Genomic DNA, 16241 nt, shown 5'->3' on the forward strand with positions numbered 1-16241 from the left:
GACGTCCAACCGCTCGAACGACCGTGCCAGCAGCGGCTCCCCGGCCAGCCAACGCACGTGCTCCCGGTAGCAGGCCTGCGCGCCTGCTCGAGCATCCGGTCGAGCAGCTGACGCTCCTCCGAGCCACCGGCCCGGGACGCCTCCAGTTCGTCGACAGCCGACCGCCGGGCACGCCGAGCGCCCTCCTGCGGGGTCCGGACCACACCCGAGGTGCCGGCCGCACCGACCTCGACCACCATCCCCGTCCGCATCTCCTCACGCTGAGGTGCAACGCGCCGGCACGGTCGCCCTACTGTGACCTGCATCGCATTTCTCCCATCCGCAGCAGTCCGGTCTGCGAACGCCCTGTGGCACCACACCACCACCAGGGAGCTCCTCATGAACCAGCGACTGCTCATCACCGCCACCACGGCCGGGCTGCTCGGGGGCAGCATGCTGCTCGGCCTCCCGGCCGCCAGCGCCCACCCGTCGAGCCCGCCCGGACAGGCCAAGACGGTGCAGCTCGACGCCTCGCTCCACGAGCTCAACGACTCGGGCGCCACGGGCACCGCGAGTGCGGTCGTGCGGAACCAGCTGATCCGCTCGATCGAGGTCCAGGCTCACGGCCTGAGCCCGGACGCGCCGCATGCCATGCACATCCACTACGGCGACGATGCGCGCAACGAGTGCCCGACCGTGGCCGATGCCACCAACACCCGTGGGGACACCGGCATCTCGCGGCTCAGCACCGTCGACGGCCTGCCGGCGTACGGCCCGATCGTCGTCTCCCTGACCACGACGGGCGACACGAGCCCGGCATCGGCGCTGGCGGTGAGCCGCTTCCCGGTCTCGACGGACGGCGACCTGGACTACAGCCGGGACAGGATCGAGTTCACCGACGTCGCCGGCACCGGCTACCCGGGGGCCGGCGGGACCGGCACTGCCAAGCAGATCGCCGACGCCATCCGGGACGGGGAGGGCGTCGTCGTGATCCACGGCGTGGACTACAACCACAATGGCCGGTACGACTTCGCCTCCGCCGGCGCCAGCGAACTCGACCCCTCGCTGCCGGCCGAGGCGACCGATCCGGCGGCGTGCGGCGTGCTGCGCTGACCCGGCCCTGAGGGGGCTTCGTCCATCCGTCGGCCGCCGGCGCCGGTCCCGTCGAGGGCCGGCGTCGGCGGCGTCCGCACCGGATGGAGGTTCGGCGCCGATCCGGTTGCGTCCGTGCGCGACTCTGGCCGGCGGGGTGCTGGGGAACGGGGCCGGCAGCCCGAGGGCGGGTCCCCCGATCCGAACCACCGGAGCCGGCCCGCGCTCACGGGACCCGCGGCGTGGGTCGGCCCGGGCGGGTGCAGGAGCGCCGCGTCATCGCTCCGACTGGACGCGGTCGGTGCAGGACGCCAGGGCCTCCCGGGCTGCTGGGAGAACCTGGACGTACCAGGCTGAGCTGCCTCGGCGGCCGCACCCGCGCAGCCGCCCATCGCCGGCTTCCAGGCGGCGGTGGTACCGGCGAACGTGTGCTCGAGCTGTCGGGGCGGCCGGTTGTCGTTCAGTGGACGAGCCGCCACCATCGGCCGCGGACCACGGCCCCGGCCCGTGGAGCTGAGGGGAGGAGCCGGTGGACGACACCGTGTCGATCGACACGCTCGCCGCCGTGGCCGCCGTCGCCCTGCTCGCGGCCGTGCTGGTGGGGCTGCTGCCCCGGCTGCCCGTTCCCCAGGTGGTGCTGCTGCTGGCCGGCGGCGTCGTCCTCGGCCCGGACGTCCTGGCCTCGGGTCGGCCGCGGACGTGCGGGTGCTCGCCGACGTCGGTCTGGGGTTCGTCTTCCTGCTGGCCGGCTACGAGATCGACCTGCGCCTGTTCCGCGAGGACGCCGGCCGGCGCGCGCTCGCCTCGTGGGTGACCTCCTTCGGCCTGGCCGTCGCCGTGGTGGCGGTGCTCCGCGCGGCGGGGCTCGTCGAGGCGCTGCTCCCGGTGGCCCTGGGGCTGACCACCACGGCCCTGGGGACGCTGCTGCCCGTGCTCCGTGAGGCCGGGTTGCTCCGCGGTCGCCTGGGCCGGCACCTGCTGGCGACCGGCGGGGTCGGCGAGCTGCTGCCGGTGTTGATCATCGCGGTCTTCCTGGGCAGCCAGGGGCGGGCCACCGCACTCGCCTCGCTCCTCGGCGTCGCGGTCCTCGCGGTCGCGCTCGGGTTGCTGCGGCACGGGATCCGGGAGGGCAGCCGGCTGGCCGACGTCGTCCGGGCCGGTCAGCACGAGACCGCCCAGATCACCCTGCGCGCCACGCTCCTGCTGCTGCTCGTGCTGGTCGCGGTCACCGACCGGTTCCACCTCGACGCGGTCCTCGGTGCCTTCCTCGCCGGCCTGGTGCTCCGGCAGTGGGTGGGCACCGCCGCGCCCGTCCTGGAGTCGAAGCTGGACGCCGTCGGCTACGGGTTCTTCGTGCCGCTGTGCTTCGTCTACTCGGGGATGGGCCTGGACCTGGCCGCGATCGCCTCCGCGCCGCTGCGGCTGCTGCTGTTCCTCGTCCTGATGCTGGTCCTCCGCGGGGAGCCGGTGCTGCTGGTGTACCGCGGGGTCCTCCCCCGTCGCGAGCGCTGGCAGACGGCCCTGGTCAGCGCAACCGCCCTGCCGGTCCTGGTCGCGCTCACCGAGATCGCCGTGCGCAGCGGCACGATGACCACCGTGGACGCCGCCGCCCTGGTCGGTGCCGGGGTGGTCACCGTGCTGGTGCTGCCGGCCCTGGCCGTGGTGCTGGGGCGCCGGCCGGTCGAGCCGGCCGGCGATCCGGTCGGCGATCCGGCCCGGTGACCGGGAGCGCCTGACGGCCGCCGGTGCGGAGTGGTGGTTCGTCGCCGGCCCGGGACGGCGTCGGCGCGCGGTCGGACGGCGCGCGGGCAGGATCCCGCCCGTGACGTGGGAACCGGAGCTGCTGCCGGCACTCACCGGACGACGCGAGCTCGTCGCGTGGCTGGTGCTCGGGTTCCTGGCGACCTTCCTGCTGACCCGGTTCGTCACGCACGCGATCCGCAGCGGCCGGGGCCCCTTCCGCGACGCCAGCGTCGGCGGCGTGCACGTCCACCACGAGGTGTACGGGATCTTCCTGCTGCTGCTCACCGGGACGGTGGAGTTCGCCTACCGCCCGGCCGGTGCGTGGGGTGACCTGCTCGCCGTCCTCTTCGGTGCCGGGGCGGCGCTCACCCTCGACGAGTTCGCGCTGTGGCTGCACCTGCAGGACGTGTACTGGTCGCGGGAGGCCCGCAGTTCGGTGGACGCCGTCCTGATCGCCGCCGTCGTCGGCGTGCTGCTCCTCATCGGCGCGAACCCGCTCGACGCCGACGGGTCGGGCGGTGAGGGCGTCCTGACCCTGACCGTCCTGGTGAACCTCTGCTTCGCGGTCGTCGCGATCCTGAGGGCCGGGTGGTGCTGGGCGTCGTGGGCGTGTTCGTGCCGCTCGTCGCCGCCGTCGCGTCCGTGCGCCTGGCGCGACCGGCCAGCCCCTGGGCGCGCCGCCGGTACCGGCCGGGCAGCCGACGCGCGGCCCGCTCGCGTCGCCGGTTCCCGCCCGGCCGGCGCAACCACTGGGACGCGCTGGTCGACCTGTTCGCCGCGGTGCCGCCCGTCCCGCCGTCCCCGGATCGAGAGCCCGGTGCGCAGATCACGACGAGAGGTACCTGATCACCGCCAGCACCCGGCGGTGGTCGTCGTCGCTGAGCGCCAGGTCGAGCTCGTCGTAGATGTGCGACGTGTGCTGGACCACCGCCCGCTCGCTGATCGACAGGGTGCGGGCGATCGACGCGTTGGTCCGGCCCTCCGACATCAGGGCCAGCACCTGCTGCTGGCGCGGGGTCAGCCGGTCGAGCGCATCGTGCTGCCCCCGGGCGCGGGCGACCATGAGGCACACGACCTCGGGGTCGAGGACGGTGCCGCCGGCGGCGAGGCGGCGCAGGTCGTCGGTGAACGTGTCGACGTCGGCGATCCGCTGCTTCAGGAGGTACCCGACGCCCGAGGCCCGGTCGCCCAGCAGTTCGACGGCGTAGGCCCGCTGGAGGTGCTGCGACAGCACGAGGACGGCGATCCCGGGGTGGGCTCGGCGGATCTCCAGCGCCGCCCGCAGCCCCGCCTCCTGGTGATCGGGCGGCATCCGGATGTCGGTGACGACGAGGTCGGGGACGTGCTCCTCCGCGCTGTGGACCAGCTCCTGTGCATCACCGACCGCGGCGACGACGTCGAACCCGGCCGCCTGCAGCACGTGCGTGAGCCCGGTCCGCAGCAGCGCCTCGTCCTCACCGATCACGACCCGCACGGCAGCTCCACCCGCAGCTGGGTGCCTCCGCCGGCCGGGCTGTGGAGGATGAACCGGCCGCCGAGGGCGTCGACCCGATCGGCGAGCCCGTGCAGCCCGGCACCGGCCTGCTGGGTCGCACCGCCGACGCCGTCGTCGGTCACGCCGATGACCAGCCGCCTCGGCTCGTGCTCGAGCGTCACGGTCAGCGTCTGGGCTGCGGCGTGCTTGACCGCGTTGGTCAGCGCCTCGGCGACCACGAAGTAGGCCGTCCGCTCGACCGTCGCCGGCAGACGCCCCCCGACCTCGCCCATCGCCAGTCGGGTGGGCAGCGGCATGCGATCGGCCAGGTCCTCGATCGCCGCGGTCAGGCCCCGCTCGACGAGGGCGGCCGGCATCAGGGCGTGGACGATCCCCCGGAGGTCCCGGGCGGCCCCGTCGATGCCCAACCGCAGGTGCGTCGCCGCGTCGGGGAGATCGGCCGCCGCCTCGACGCGCGCCAGCTGCTGCGCCTCCAGCGCCAGCAGGACGAGCTCCACCTGCAGACCGTCGTGCAGGTCCTGGGCGATGCGCTGCCGCGCCCGGTCACCGGCCTCCACGAGCCGGGCCCGCGATCGCTGCAGGTCGGCGTGGCTGGCCCGCAGCTCGGCGGTCAACCGGTCGTGGTCGATGGCGAGGGCCGCCACCTGCCCCACCCGGCGGACCGACTCGGCGTCGTCGACGACCGTCGCGTCGTAGACGATGGCGCCGATCCGTCGCGACCCGAGCTCGATGTCGACCAGGCCACGGCGCTCCCCCAGCGCCGAGGTGTCGACGGTGGCACCGTCGCCGTCCACGAGGGCCCGCCCGTCCGCCGATGCGTAGACGACCTGCAACGACGCGTCCCCGAGGGTGCGCCCGAGGGCATCGGCGAGCAGCGCCGGCGTGGCGGCCGACGACGCCAGCCAGGCGCTGAGCTCCTGGACCTCGGCCGTCCGCGCGAACCCGCCGCGCAGCATCGCCGCCGCGAAGGCGACGGGCACCCCGGCCAGCAGGACGATCTGCAGCCCGACCACCTGGGCGACCGAGAGACGGGCGGGTGGACCCAGCAGCGGACCGAGCGGTGTCGCCAGGACGGCCAGCGTCCCGTAGCCGTACAGCGGCAGCAGGACCCCACGGTGGCCCGGCTCGGCGGTGCACAGCCGGTCGACGAGCACCCCGGCGGTCACCAGCATGACGAGCATCCCCGCGCCGCGCTGGAGCCAGGTGCCGGCCTGGAGCAGGTCCGCCCGCTGGCTGACGGCGAGCACCCGGTCCGGGCTGGCGCCCGGGTCGAACAGGTAGCGCGGGACCTCGAGGACGAGCGAGACCACGAAGGCCCCCACCACCGTGAGGCGCGAGGTGCGCGAGCGGAGGCGGCCGGACGGGAAGGCGTGCAGCAGCCACACCGCCACGGCGAGCGGGGTGGTGGCCAGCACGACACCCACCGCCACCAGAGCGGGGGCCGTGGTGTTGGCGAGCGCGGCCGCGAACCACGACAGGCCCCCGATGACCATGATCGGGCCGGTCCGGTTGCTCGGCCGGCGCCGCCACGCCACCAGACCCGCCGTCAGGTGGACGAGCCCCCCGGCCGGGAACGACGCGAGCAGCCACCACGGGGCCACGCGCTGGTCGGCGAACAGCGCGATCTCGACGCCGGCGACCAGGGCCCCGGACGTGCCGATCAGCGCGAGGCTGAGCGTCAGCGCCCGCGTCAGCGACGACCGCACCTCTCCCCCGGGCGCCATCGCGCCAGCATGGCACCGGCGGGGCACCCTCGGGGCGGGATCGCACCGGCCGTGACGCCCGTGGGCAACCGGTACCCAGGTCCAGGTCGGCAGGCGACCCAGGTCCATTGCCCGGCGGTCACGACGTCGCCAAGGTCGCCTGCATGAAGCGCCGGGCGGCTGCCCTCCCCCTGCTCGTGTCGACCGCCGTGCTGGTCGCGTCCACCTCCTCGGCCGGGTCGTCCGCCCGGCCGGACGAGGAGCCCGGCATCCGAGCTCAGGTCGGCGAGCTGCCCGCGGCCGCCGCCGCGATCATGTCCGGGCCGGAGTACGACAGCCCGGTGGCTCTACTCCGTCGCCGAGGCGGACACGGGTCGAGTCGTGCTGGCCGACCGCGCCGGGGAGTTCGTCTTCACCGCGTCGACGGCGAAGAACTTCACCGTCGGCACCGCCTACGCGACGCTGGGCACCGACACCACGCTCACCACGCCGGTGTACGCGACGGCCGAGCCGGTCGGTGGCGTCGTCGCCGGGGACCTGGTGCTGGTGGCGTCCGGCGACCTCACCATGGGCGGTCGTGGCGCCATGAGCGGCCGCGTGGACCACACGTTCACCGCCGACACGATCGACCACGTCTACGGCGACATCGCCCCCAACGCGGCCCTCGTCCCCGACGACCCGTTGGCCGGCCTGGACGACCTCGCCCGGCAGGTCGCCGCCACCGGCGTCACCGAGGTCGCCGGGGACGTGGTCGTCGACACCCGGCTGTGGGAGACCTTCGACGGCCAGGAGGGACCGGCGCCGTCGATCTACGTCAACGACAACATCCTGGACATCACCGTGACGGCGGCCGGGATCGGCCAGCCCGCCGTCCTCGACCTCCGGCCGCGGACCCAGGCCGTCACCGTGGCGTCCACGGTGACCACCACCGATGCGGCGACACCGACGTCGCTGACCGTCACCGCCGACCCGGGCGACCCCACCTCGGTCACGGTCAGCGGCACCATCGCGGCCGGCGAGTCCCAGCTCACCATCCACCGGGTCCCCGACGCCGCCTCCTGGGCACGCACCCTGTTCGTCGAGGCGCTCGGTCGCGCCGGGGTCACGGTCACCTCCCCCGCCGTCGGACCCAACGACCAGGCCGGTTTGCCGCCCGCTGGTCCGTACCCGGCCGAGCAGCGGGTGGCCGCCCTGACCTCCCCGCCGCTGTCGGCCCTCGGCCGGATGATCCTGGAGACCAGCTACAACACCGGGGCCAACGCCCTGATGTGCCTGCTCGCGGTGCACGGCGGGTCGACGGACTGCATCGACGGGCTGGCCGCGGTGCACTCCCAGCTGGGCCTGGCCGGCGTCGACACCGATGACGTGGTGCTGTTCGACGGGCAGGGCGCCGACCCGGCGTCGACCACCCCCGAGCAGGTGGTCACCTGGATGAGGTGGGCGCAGACCCAGCCCTGGGGCGAGGAGCTCGCCGCCGGCCAGCCCGTCCTCGGGGTGAGCGGGACGCTGGCGAGCACCGGTCAGGACGGTCCCGCCGCGGGCCAGGTCGCGGCCAAGACGGGGACCAGCGTCGACGTCGACCCCACCACGGGCCGGATCTACTACAAGGTGCAGAGCCTCGCCGGGTACCTCACGACCGAGCGGGGCGAGCGGCTGGTGTTCTCGCTGTCCATGAGCGGGGCCACCTACGCCGACCTTCCCACCGGTCTGTACCAGGCGAACGAGGACGTGGCGGCCGTCGCCGCCGAGTTCCAGCAGGCGCTGTGACACCGACGGTGCACCCCGGCACGCCCCCCGACACACACCACAGCCACCCGTCCACCCCGGACCGGACACCCACCGGAAGGTCGACCATGACAGCTCCAGAGCGCTCGTGCGGGTCGCGTCGCCACCGGTCATCCGGTGCACTGGCCACCTCGATCGCGACGACGACGGCGGTGGCGTTGCTGGTCGTGACCCCCACCCAGGCGCACGCGTCACCGCGCTGGGCGTGGTGGGCGGCGGATGACCCGGCGTACGCCGCGGCGGTCCAGCCCGAGCTCGACCGGCTCATGCGGGACCTGGCGGTCACCGGCGCCGCCGTCCTCGTGCGGTCCCCCGAGCTCGGCGACTGGACCACCACGATGGGCACCCGGACTTGGCACGGCACCGAGCCGGTCACGCTCGCCGACCACGTCCGGATTGGCAGCAACACCAAGACCTGGACCGGGACGGTGGTCCTGCAGCTGGTCGACGAGGGCCGGCTCAGCCTCGACGACCCCGTCTCGGAGTACCGGCCGGACGTGCCCAACGGGGACCACATCACCATCGCCCAGCTGCTGGACATGAGCAGCGGGCTGGCCAACTACACCACCGACCTCGGGCTGAACGAACAGCTGGACAGCAACCCCGGCCGGGTGTGGGACCCGGAGGAGCTGCTCGCCATCGGCCTGGCCATGCCGCCCGCCTTCCCCCCGGGCGAGGGGTTCCTCTACTCCAACACCAACTACGTGCTGCTGGGACTGATCATCGAACAGCTCACCGGGCTACCGGTGGAGCAGGCCTTCCAGGACCGGATCTTCGACCCGCTGCGGCTGGACGAGACCTCCTTCCCGGCCCTGACCGACGCCTCGATCCCCGAACCCCACCCGCAGATGTACACGTTCGGCACGAACGTGGAGACCATCGACAGCCCCGTGCTCCCACCGGAGGTCCAGGCAGCAGCCCGCGCCGGCACCCTCGAGCCGATGGACGTCACCGCCGCCAACCCCTCCTGGGGGTGGACAGCGGGCGCCGGGATCTCCACCGCGCGCGACCTCGCCGACTACGTCGAGGAACTGGTCGACGGGTGCCTGCTCAGCCCGCAGCTGCAGCAGCAGCGGATCGACAGCGTGCAACCGGTCGACCCGGACGACCCGGACAGCGCCGGCTACGGACTCGCCCTCGCCCGCTTCGGGCCCCTGTACGGGCACACCGGCGAGCTGCCCGGGACCAACTCCTTCATGGGCCACGACCCGGTCCGGGACATCACCGTGGTCACCTGGACCTCCACCGCGCCCGCGCCCAACGGCGACGACCCCGCCGTCGAACTCGCCAGGGCGGTGATCGACGAGCTCTACGCCGACTGATCGGCACCCGGGTCCGGCTGAGGGGAGGTGCACCGGGTCGCGGCCCGTCGGCCAGGACCGGCCGGCCTCCGCTCAGTCCGGGGGGATGTTCTGGTTGAGCCGGAACACGTTGGACGGGTCGTACGCCTGCTTGAGGGCACGGAGCCGCTGGTACGTGGCGTCGCCGTAGGACTGCCGGACGCGTGAGCTCCCCTCCTCCATCAGGAAGTTGACGTAGACGCCGGTGTGGAACGGGGCCAGGGCCGTCCAGTAGTCGCGGGCCCACTGCCGCTGGTCCTCGAAGCCGTCCGCGGTGGGGGTGTTGCCGTTGATGTCGAAGGTGAACCCGGAGGAGCGTCCGGTGAACGCGGTCGCGTCGTCGGCGACCCGGGCGACCGCGCCGCCCAGCTGCCACAACGCGATGCTGCTCATCGGCGAGGTGATCATCCGGCCGTGCTCCGCCACGACGTCGATCACCTCGTCGGTCAGGACGTCGACGTCGCAGGAACGGACGTAGTAGGAGCACCCGTGGCGGAACGACGGGTCGAACATCTGCTGGTGGGCGAGGAACGGCTTCGGCGCGAACAGGTCGAGGACCGGTGAACCGACGTCGCGCATCGGCTGCAGCACCTCGCGTCCTTCGTCGACGTCACCGGCCCAGCACGCCGCCACCGCGATCACCGGCCGGCCGACCAGCTCCGCCGGGACGACGGGGAGGGCGGGCGCGAGCCGCTGCACCACGATCGTCATCAGCTCGTCCGCGCAGTCGGTGATCCAGTCCCGGTGTGCGCGGAGCACCTCCTCGGCGTCGTCCATCGACCAGAAGGTCGCGCCGGCCATCACCTGCGGTCCGACCGGGTGGAGCCGGAACCGGAAGTCGGTGACCACACCGAAGTTGCCACCTCCGCCGCGCAGCCCCCAGAACAGCTCGGCGTTCTCGTCCTCGCCGGCGCGGACGACGTCGCCGTCGGCGGTCACCGGATCCGCCGAGAGGAGTGAGTCGATGGTCAGTCCGTACTTGCGCATGATCCAGCCGATCCCGCCGCCCAGGGTCAGCCCGGCCAGCCCGGTGTGCGACACGATCCCGGCCGGCACGGCCAGGCCGTGCTCCTGGGTCCGCTCGTCGACCTCGCGCAGCAGGACCCCGGCCTGGGCGTCGAGGACCCGCGCGGCCGGGTCGACCCGGACCTCGTTCATCGGCCGGAGGTCGATCAGCAGGCCGCCGTCGCACGTCGACAGGCCGGGGAAGCTGTGGCCACCGGCCCGGACGGCGATGGTCAGCCGGTGGTCCCGTCCGAAGCGCACCGCGGCACGGACGTCGGCCACGCTGGCACAGCGGGCGATGACCGCTGGGTGCCGGTCGATCGACCCGTTCCACACGCGGCGGTGTTCCTCGTAGCCGCCGTCGGCCGGGACCAGCACCTCGCCCTCGAAGGTGGCGCGCAGTGCGGCGGCGGCCGGGTCACCCACCGCGGCCACCCGGTCCTGGACGTCCCCTGCCCCCACCGCGCTGGTCATGCGGGCAGTGTCGGGGTCAGCGGTGCGGCCCGTCAGGGACCCAGGTCCCACCCTGCTCGTGGCTGAGCCGCACCGGGTCGAGGATCTCGATGTGGTCCCGGTGGGTGCTGATCGCCCCCGACTCCCGCAGCTCGCGCAACGCGCGCCCGACCACCTCCCGCACGCTGCCCACGGCGTCGGCGAGCTCGCGCTGGCTGACCTCGACGGTGAGCGTCGGGCGCCCTCCGGCACCGGCCCAGGACTCCTGCGACGCCAGGTCCAGCAGGTGCCGGGCCACCCGGTGCCGCACGCTGGTGAAGGCGGTGTCGGTGATCTCGTGGACGAAGCTCAGCACCCGGTCGGCCAGTTCGTGCAGCAACGCCTCGGCCACGTGGGCATCCCCGGACGCCGCCCGGCGCACGACGTCCGGGGAGAAGCGGAGGACGGTCGTGTCGACGACGGCCTGCGTGCTCGCCGGCATCCGGAACCCCTCGGCGTAGAGGGAGACGGCACCGATCAGCGCGCCGCGCCGGGCGTAGCGCACGGTCATGCTGCGCCCGTCCGGCGCGGTGACGAAGACCCGGACGAGGCCGTCGACGACCAGCTCCAGGTGCTGCACCGCCTCGCCCTCCCGGTGCGTCACCGAGCCCGCCGGCACCCGGGTGCGGCGCGCCCCCGCCAGCAGCCGCTGGAGGGCAGGCGGGGGCAACCGGGAGAAGTTCGAGGCAGCGAGGGCAGCCGCCACGTCGTCCACGCCGAGACGGTAGGCCCGGCGCGGGCCCCTCGGCAGGTCCCGCGCCACCCGGCCCCGCGACCGACCAGGCCATCGCGATGACCGGGGGGTCCGTGCCCCACAGGTACCGGCATCCTGGCGCCCCGCGGCGCTCAGGAGCGACCGACGCTGAGCACGGCCAGGTGGGCGGTCAGCCCGAGGGCCAGGCACCCGGCGATGGCCGGGGTGTAGGAACCGGAGGCATCGACGGCCGCACCGGCGAGCGGAGCGCCCACCGCCGACCCGATCCCGGCGCTGGTGTCAGAAGGCACCCCCACCCCAGGAACGGCCCGAGTCGACCGCTCCAGGGGGCTGCATGCCGGAGGAGGGTACGAGGTCCCTGCACGACCGCCGGGGCACCTCCGGTCGCCGACGCGCGGTGAACGGAGGACCGTGGGGCACGTCGTCGCCCCAGTGCCGGCGCCAGGACCGGACGGAGGTCGCATGGGACGGGTGCACCTGCTCGCCACCGGCGGCACCATCGCCAGCCGGCAGGGGCCGGACGGGCTCGCGGCGGTCACCCCCGCCGCAGAGCTGCTCGCGACGTCGGGCTCCCCCGCCGGGGTCACCGTGACGACCAGCGACCTCGGCACCGTTGCGAGCTTCGCCCCCGTGATGCCCGCCGTCCGGTCGACCCAGAAGTGGGTGCTGCAGAGCCCGGCCCACGCCTCGTCACCCCGCCCGGTCTCAGCGCTTGCGGTGGGCGCCGCGGTGCCCCGTCCTCGGTGCGGCCAGGACCTTCCTGCGGACGGCGCCGGCAGCCTCGGCGACGAGCTCCTCGAACGGGCCTCGGGCGTGGTGGCGGCTCCAGAGGAGGGCGAACGCCACCAGCACCGCGACCTGCACCAGGAAGCCGGTCGGTCCACCGGGGACGGCAGGCGCGCTGAGCATCACCAAGTGCATGCAGTAGAGGGTCAGCGTCATGCTCCCCGCTGCGGCCAGGGGTCGCAGCAGCGTGGTCGTCATGCGACCGAGCAGGATGCACGCCCCGAGCACCGCCAGCGCGACGCCGATCGTGTACGCGAGGTCGAGCGAGGTGCTGGAGTGCGGCGCCCTCGTGGCCAGCCACCAGCCGGTGTCCGTCGGGGTCGTCCCGTTCCACCCGGAGGTCGTGACATCGGCGTACTCCTGCGGCGTCATCGACTGCAGGGCCACCTGGTCGAGCCGCGCGCGGCCGCCGACGACGTCGAGCAGCAGCCATGACACGCCCATCGAGACAGCGACCAGTGCGCCACCGACCAGGATCACCGCCCCCACGACTGCCCGGCTGGAGAGCGCGGCGCGACCGACGGCGAGCCCGACACACAGGTAGGCCATCCACGCCAGCGCCGGGTACTGGCCGGTGACGGTGAGCTCGATCAGCACCTGCAGGGGATGGTCGACCAGGTCGGTGACGGTCATGTTGGGGACGGTCACCGGTTCCGTGCCGGCCCGGAGCAGATGGCTGAGACCGGGCACGGCGAGCACGATCACCGTGCCCAGCACCACCAGGGCACGACTGGACAGGGACAGCAGCGGGACGGCCAGCACGAACAGGGCGGCGTAGTACGGGAGGATCACCCCGGCTGAGTCCGTCGGGACCAGGTGGCCGAGGGCCAGCCCCACCGCGCCGATGATGAGGGCGCGGACCAGCAGCGACGCCGCCTGGGCCTTCCACATCCGTCCCGTCGGCCGTCGTCGACGGCCACCCGTGGTGAAGGCGATGCCCACCCCGGCCAGCAGGGCGAACAGCGCCGCCGACTTGCCTGCCGCCAGGGTCCAGGCCAGGGACGACGTCCCGTCCGCATCGGTCGCCTCGAAGTGGTGCACCGCGATCATCCCGACCAGGGCGAGGCCGCGGGCAGCGTCGATGCCCACCAGTCGGGGCGTCGACCGCAGCGACGCCGCGGTGCTCGACGGCGTCCCGGAGACGTCGCCCGACGGGACCGGGTCGCACGCGTGCGGGAGCCCCGAGACGCCCCCGACGGACTCCCGCACGGCCGGGGTCGCGGTCACCGTCGATCCCGGACTCTGCTGCTGGGACGCGGTCTCCCGGTCGACGCTCATCGGCTGGTCCCGTTGTCACGTGAAGACGACATCCGCTCACTCTCCGCACACATCCGGGCGTCCCCGACCCGGTGCCATGACCGAGTCGTCGTCCCGCGCACGAAGGGCATTCGCAGAGCGGTCACACGATGGATGTCCGATCGGCCGATTCACGTTCCGTCACCGTGAGGCATCTCGACGTAGCGAGAGCGTGCAGTCAGCCGGCGCTTGGGGCGTGCGCCCGGACGTTCCCTGTACGGGGGCCGCCCGGTGAGGACGACGACCCATCCAGCAGCGGCGGTCACGCCGAACCCTGCACGGGTCGACCGACCCGCGATCGGCTCTCACGTCCCCTGGACGCGGTGAGCCGGCCGTGGCCGCCCACGGCCACCGCTACGGCCGCGCATCCCGCGCACACCGTGCCGCCCCGACAGGAGCTCGACCTCGATGGACCTTGGAGATGGTGGGATGCGCAGGACATGGACGGTCCTCGGTGCACTGGTGCTCGTCCTCCTCGCTGCCGGGCCGGCGTCGGCCGGCCCGCCGAGGCAGGTGTCGGGGCAGCTCACGGATGACAGCGTCGTGATCGGCGCGGCCGGTCGACAGGTCGTCCAGCAGACCGTGGACCGGCTGGAGGCCGAACGCGACATCGGTCTCCACGCCGTCTTCGTCTCCGACTTCGACGCCGTGCCGGCCGGTGAATGGGCTCGACGGACCGCCGAGCTGTCCGGACTCGGTGACGCGGACATCCTCCTCGCCGTGGCCGTCGGAGGGGGCACCTACGACTACGGGTGGTGGGTGGCCGAGGGCTTCCCGCTGCCCGTGGCGGAGGTCGACGCCGTGCTGGCCAGTGAGGTGGGCCCGGAGCTGGCGGCACGAGACTGGACCCAGGCGGTCGTCACGCTGAGCGAACAGCTCCGGTCCCTCGCCGAGACGCCGACGGGCTCCGAGACGCCAGCGGGCTCAGAGACGCCGGCGGCCGGCTCCGAGACACCGGCCGCCTCCCAGACACCGGCCGGGTCCGGCACCGCGGCCGGCTCCGACACGGCGACGGACACCACCATGGCGACGAGCGACGAGGCGCCGGGGAGCACGCTGCCGTGGTCGGGAACGACCACGCTGGTCGTGATCGGCATCTTCGCGGTCGTGCTCCTGAGCGGGCACCTCCTCTCCCGCCGCAACGCCTCGAGCACGTCGACGCAGTAGCCGTGCGCACGTCCGGGCCGTTCGTCACCACGCCCGACAGGTCCTGACTTCACGCCTGCCGACGGCTGCACGAGGTCGGCGCAGGGCGCCGCCTGCGCGTCGGTCTCGGTCGTGAACCGGAAGGGCCTCGACTGCCGAAGGCCGTGTGACAGCCCTTCCTCCGGGGAGAGCGCGCCAACCCGAGGAGTCACCGTGCCCATCACCTCCCCCTCCCGCAGCACCAGTGCGCGCGCCGTCCTCCACCGTCGGGTGGCTCGACCGGCGGCGGCTCTCACCCTGGCGGTGACCGTCGCTGCGCTGAGCTCCTGCTCCGCCGACTCCGACGCGCCCGCCAGCGCGGCTACCACCGCGGTCGCCGAGCAGCCCGAGACCTCGGTCGCCGAGCAGCCCGAGACCGCGGTCCCGGAGGGATCCGACGCCGGCTCGGAGACCCCGGCGTCCGTGGGCGGCGACCTCTCGGCGTCCCTGGTCGACTTCGGCATCGAACTGCCCGACGAGGAACTGGCGGCGGGCAGCTACACGATCGAGGTGGCCAACGACGGCTCCGCCAGCCATGACCTGGTGATCGAGGACGCCGCCGGCTCCGAGGTCGCTGCCAGCGAGATCCTGTCGCCGGGGCAGTCGGGGACCATCGAGGTGGACCTGGCGCCGGGCGAGTACGTCTTCTACTGCTCCGTGGGCAACCACCGGGGCATGGGCATGGAACTCACCGTCACGGTCGTGTGATGACCACCCTGGCATCCCCGCGCTCCGAGACGCTGATCTGGGCACTCCGATCGCTCGGGGCCCTGCTCCTGGCCGCCATGGCCGCTGTGCACGCCCACCTGTGGCAGCAGGGCTACGACGGCATCCCGGTCATCGGGCCGTCCTTCCTGGTCAACGCCGCGCTCGGGCTGCTGGGCGCGCTCGCGCTCGTCGTCGCACCGCGCCGCTGGCTCCCCTGGGTCGCGGCGACCGGGGCCGCGCTCGCCGTCGGCTCCCTCGGCGCGCTCATCGTGTCCACGACCGTGGGCCTGTTCGGCTTCGTGGAGTCCACCAGCGCGCTGCTGTGGTGGGAGTCGTTCTGGATCGAGGCAGCGGCGGTCGTCGTGCTGGTGTCTCTCACGAGTCTGGCGTTCCACCGGAGGCGGTGACCGACGCGCCTCGGTCCTCACGCAGGGACGCCGCAGCAGTGCGGTCCGGGGGCGTGGACGGGACGGTGCCGCCGGCGGGCCTGCTTCAGCTGCAGGAACACCACGTCGTCCGGGCTGCTGCCCTCGCACAGGGCCACGTAGGCACGCAGCCCCACGCTCCCCACCCCGACCACCTTGTGGGCGACGTCCACGACCGTGTACCCGCTGAGGACCCGTCGCCAGTGGGACGGCAGCGTGTCGACGTAGCCGTCCAGCCCATCGACCACCTCGGCGGCCTCGTCCCGGTCGAGCCGGGTGATCAACGGCGGCTCCTCGATGATCCGCCGCCCGTCCTCCCGCTCCTCGGTGAACCGCGGCAGCGCCCGGTCGCTGACCCGCTTGCGGGCCCGCCGCGAAGCGCGCTCGATCTCCTTCCGCAGCGACCGGTCCTCCACCGTGGTGTGCAGCCGCGTGACGTCCAACCGCTCGAACGACCGTGCCAGCAGCGGCTCCCCGGCCAGCCAACGCACG

Annotated in this window: 15 protein-coding genes; 8 read left to right on the forward strand and 7 right to left on the reverse strand. The window is 73.7% G+C overall.

Features of this window, described 5'->3' with window-relative positions:
* The first annotated feature begins 378 nt into the window (after positions 1-378).
* The 3 genes from IN07_RS11955 to IN07_RS26345 all read left to right on the forward strand — a co-directional run bounded on the left by IN07_RS11955 (position 379) and on the right by IN07_RS26345 (position 3660).
* A complete protein-coding gene (locus IN07_RS11955; RefSeq protein ID WP_052091180.1) occupies positions 379-1092 on the forward strand; it encodes a hypothetical protein in 714 nt (237 codons plus the stop codon).
* A gap of 684 nt (positions 1093-1776) precedes the next feature.
* Positions 1777-2793 (forward strand): cation:proton antiporter, encoded by a 1017-nt coding sequence (locus IN07_RS11960; protein ID WP_197058447.1) that lies wholly within the window; start codon positions 1777-1779, stop codon positions 2791-2793.
* Positions 2794-3405: 612 nt separating this feature from the next.
* Positions 3406-3660, forward strand: coding sequence for a hypothetical protein (locus IN07_RS26345; RefSeq protein ID WP_231558210.1), 255 nt, complete (start codon positions 3406-3408; stop codon positions 3658-3660).
* Here the strand turns inward: IN07_RS26345 and IN07_RS11970 are convergent.
* On the reverse strand, positions 3641-4288 hold the full coding sequence (locus tag IN07_RS11970) for a response regulator transcription factor (protein ID WP_036336090.1): 648 nt from the start codon (positions 4286-4288) through the stop codon (positions 3641-3643). The two genes, IN07_RS26345 and IN07_RS11970, sit on opposite strands and share 20 nt — an antisense overlap.
* Positions 4276-6033: a sensor histidine kinase gene (locus IN07_RS26685; RefSeq protein WP_052091181.1), complete on the reverse strand. Its 1758-nt coding sequence runs from the start codon at positions 6031-6033 to the stop codon at positions 4276-4278. The genes IN07_RS11970 and IN07_RS26685 overlap by 13 nt, the downstream gene beginning before the upstream one ends.
* A gap of 360 nt (positions 6034-6393) precedes the next feature.
* Here IN07_RS26685 and dacB point away from each other — a divergent pair, with 360 nt between their 5' ends.
* Together dacB and IN07_RS11985 are read left to right on the forward strand one after the other, a co-directional pair.
* Complete coding sequence (dacB, locus tag IN07_RS11980; protein WP_052091182.1) at positions 6394-7779, forward strand: D-alanyl-D-alanine carboxypeptidase/D-alanyl-D-alanine endopeptidase; 1386 nt, start codon at positions 6394-6396, stop codon at positions 7777-7779.
* A gap of 86 nt (positions 7780-7865) precedes the next feature.
* Positions 7866-9119, forward strand: coding sequence for a serine hydrolase domain-containing protein (locus IN07_RS11985; protein ID WP_036336091.1), 1254 nt, complete (start codon positions 7866-7868; stop codon positions 9117-9119).
* 72 nt (positions 9120-9191) lie between these two features.
* Here the strand turns inward: IN07_RS11985 and IN07_RS11990 are convergent, their stop codons facing one another.
* From IN07_RS11990 to IN07_RS12000, 4 genes are all read right to left on the reverse strand, one after another.
* Positions 9192-10616 carry an FAD-binding oxidoreductase gene (locus IN07_RS11990; RefSeq protein ID WP_081975364.1) on the reverse strand — a complete coding sequence of 475 codons (1425 nt, stop codon included), beginning with the start codon at positions 10614-10616 and terminating at the stop codon, positions 9192-9194.
* A gap of 16 nt (positions 10617-10632) precedes the next feature.
* The gene (locus tag IN07_RS11995) at positions 10633-11349 is read right to left on the reverse strand and encodes a Crp/Fnr family transcriptional regulator (RefSeq protein ID WP_036336092.1); all 717 of its coding nucleotides are present in this window, start codon (positions 11347-11349) and stop codon (positions 10633-10635) included.
* Positions 11350-11480: 131 nt separating this feature from the next.
* Positions 11481-11639, reverse strand: a complete 159-nt coding sequence (locus IN07_RS25755) for a hypothetical protein (RefSeq protein WP_197058448.1) — start codon at positions 11637-11639, stop codon at positions 11481-11483.
* A 415-nt stretch (positions 11640-12054) separates the two neighbouring features.
* Positions 12055-13413: an acyltransferase family protein gene (locus IN07_RS12000; RefSeq protein WP_052091183.1), complete on the reverse strand. Its 1359-nt coding sequence runs from the start codon at positions 13411-13413 to the stop codon at positions 12055-12057.
* Between the two features lie 447 nt (positions 13414-13860).
* On the opposite strand from IN07_RS12000, the gene IN07_RS12005 reads away from it, so the two are divergent.
* From IN07_RS12005 to IN07_RS12015, 3 genes are all read left to right on the forward strand, one after another.
* Positions 13861-14598 carry a TPM domain-containing protein gene (locus tag IN07_RS12005; protein ID WP_197058450.1) on the forward strand — a complete coding sequence of 246 codons (738 nt, stop codon included), beginning with the start codon at positions 13861-13863 and terminating at the stop codon, positions 14596-14598.
* A 192-nt stretch (positions 14599-14790) separates the two neighbouring features.
* On the forward strand, positions 14791-15324 hold the full coding sequence (locus IN07_RS23990; protein ID WP_052091184.1) for a cupredoxin domain-containing protein: 534 nt from the start codon (positions 14791-14793) through the stop codon (positions 15322-15324).
* Positions 15324-15731, forward strand: coding sequence for a hypothetical protein (locus tag IN07_RS12015; protein WP_052091185.1), 408 nt, complete (start codon positions 15324-15326; stop codon positions 15729-15731). The genes IN07_RS23990 and IN07_RS12015 overlap by 1 nt, the downstream gene beginning before the upstream one ends.
* A 17-nt stretch (positions 15732-15748) precedes the next feature.
* On the opposite strand, the gene IN07_RS12020 is transcribed toward IN07_RS12015, so the two are convergent.
* The coding region (locus IN07_RS12020; protein WP_156119155.1) for a DUF2252 family protein at positions 15749-16241 on the reverse strand (493 nt) is incomplete at its 5' end.

The sequence above is a fragment of the Modestobacter caceresii genome (assembly GCF_000761485.1).
Taxonomy (GTDB): Bacteria; Actinomycetota; Actinomycetes; order Mycobacteriales; family Geodermatophilaceae; genus Modestobacter; species Modestobacter caceresii.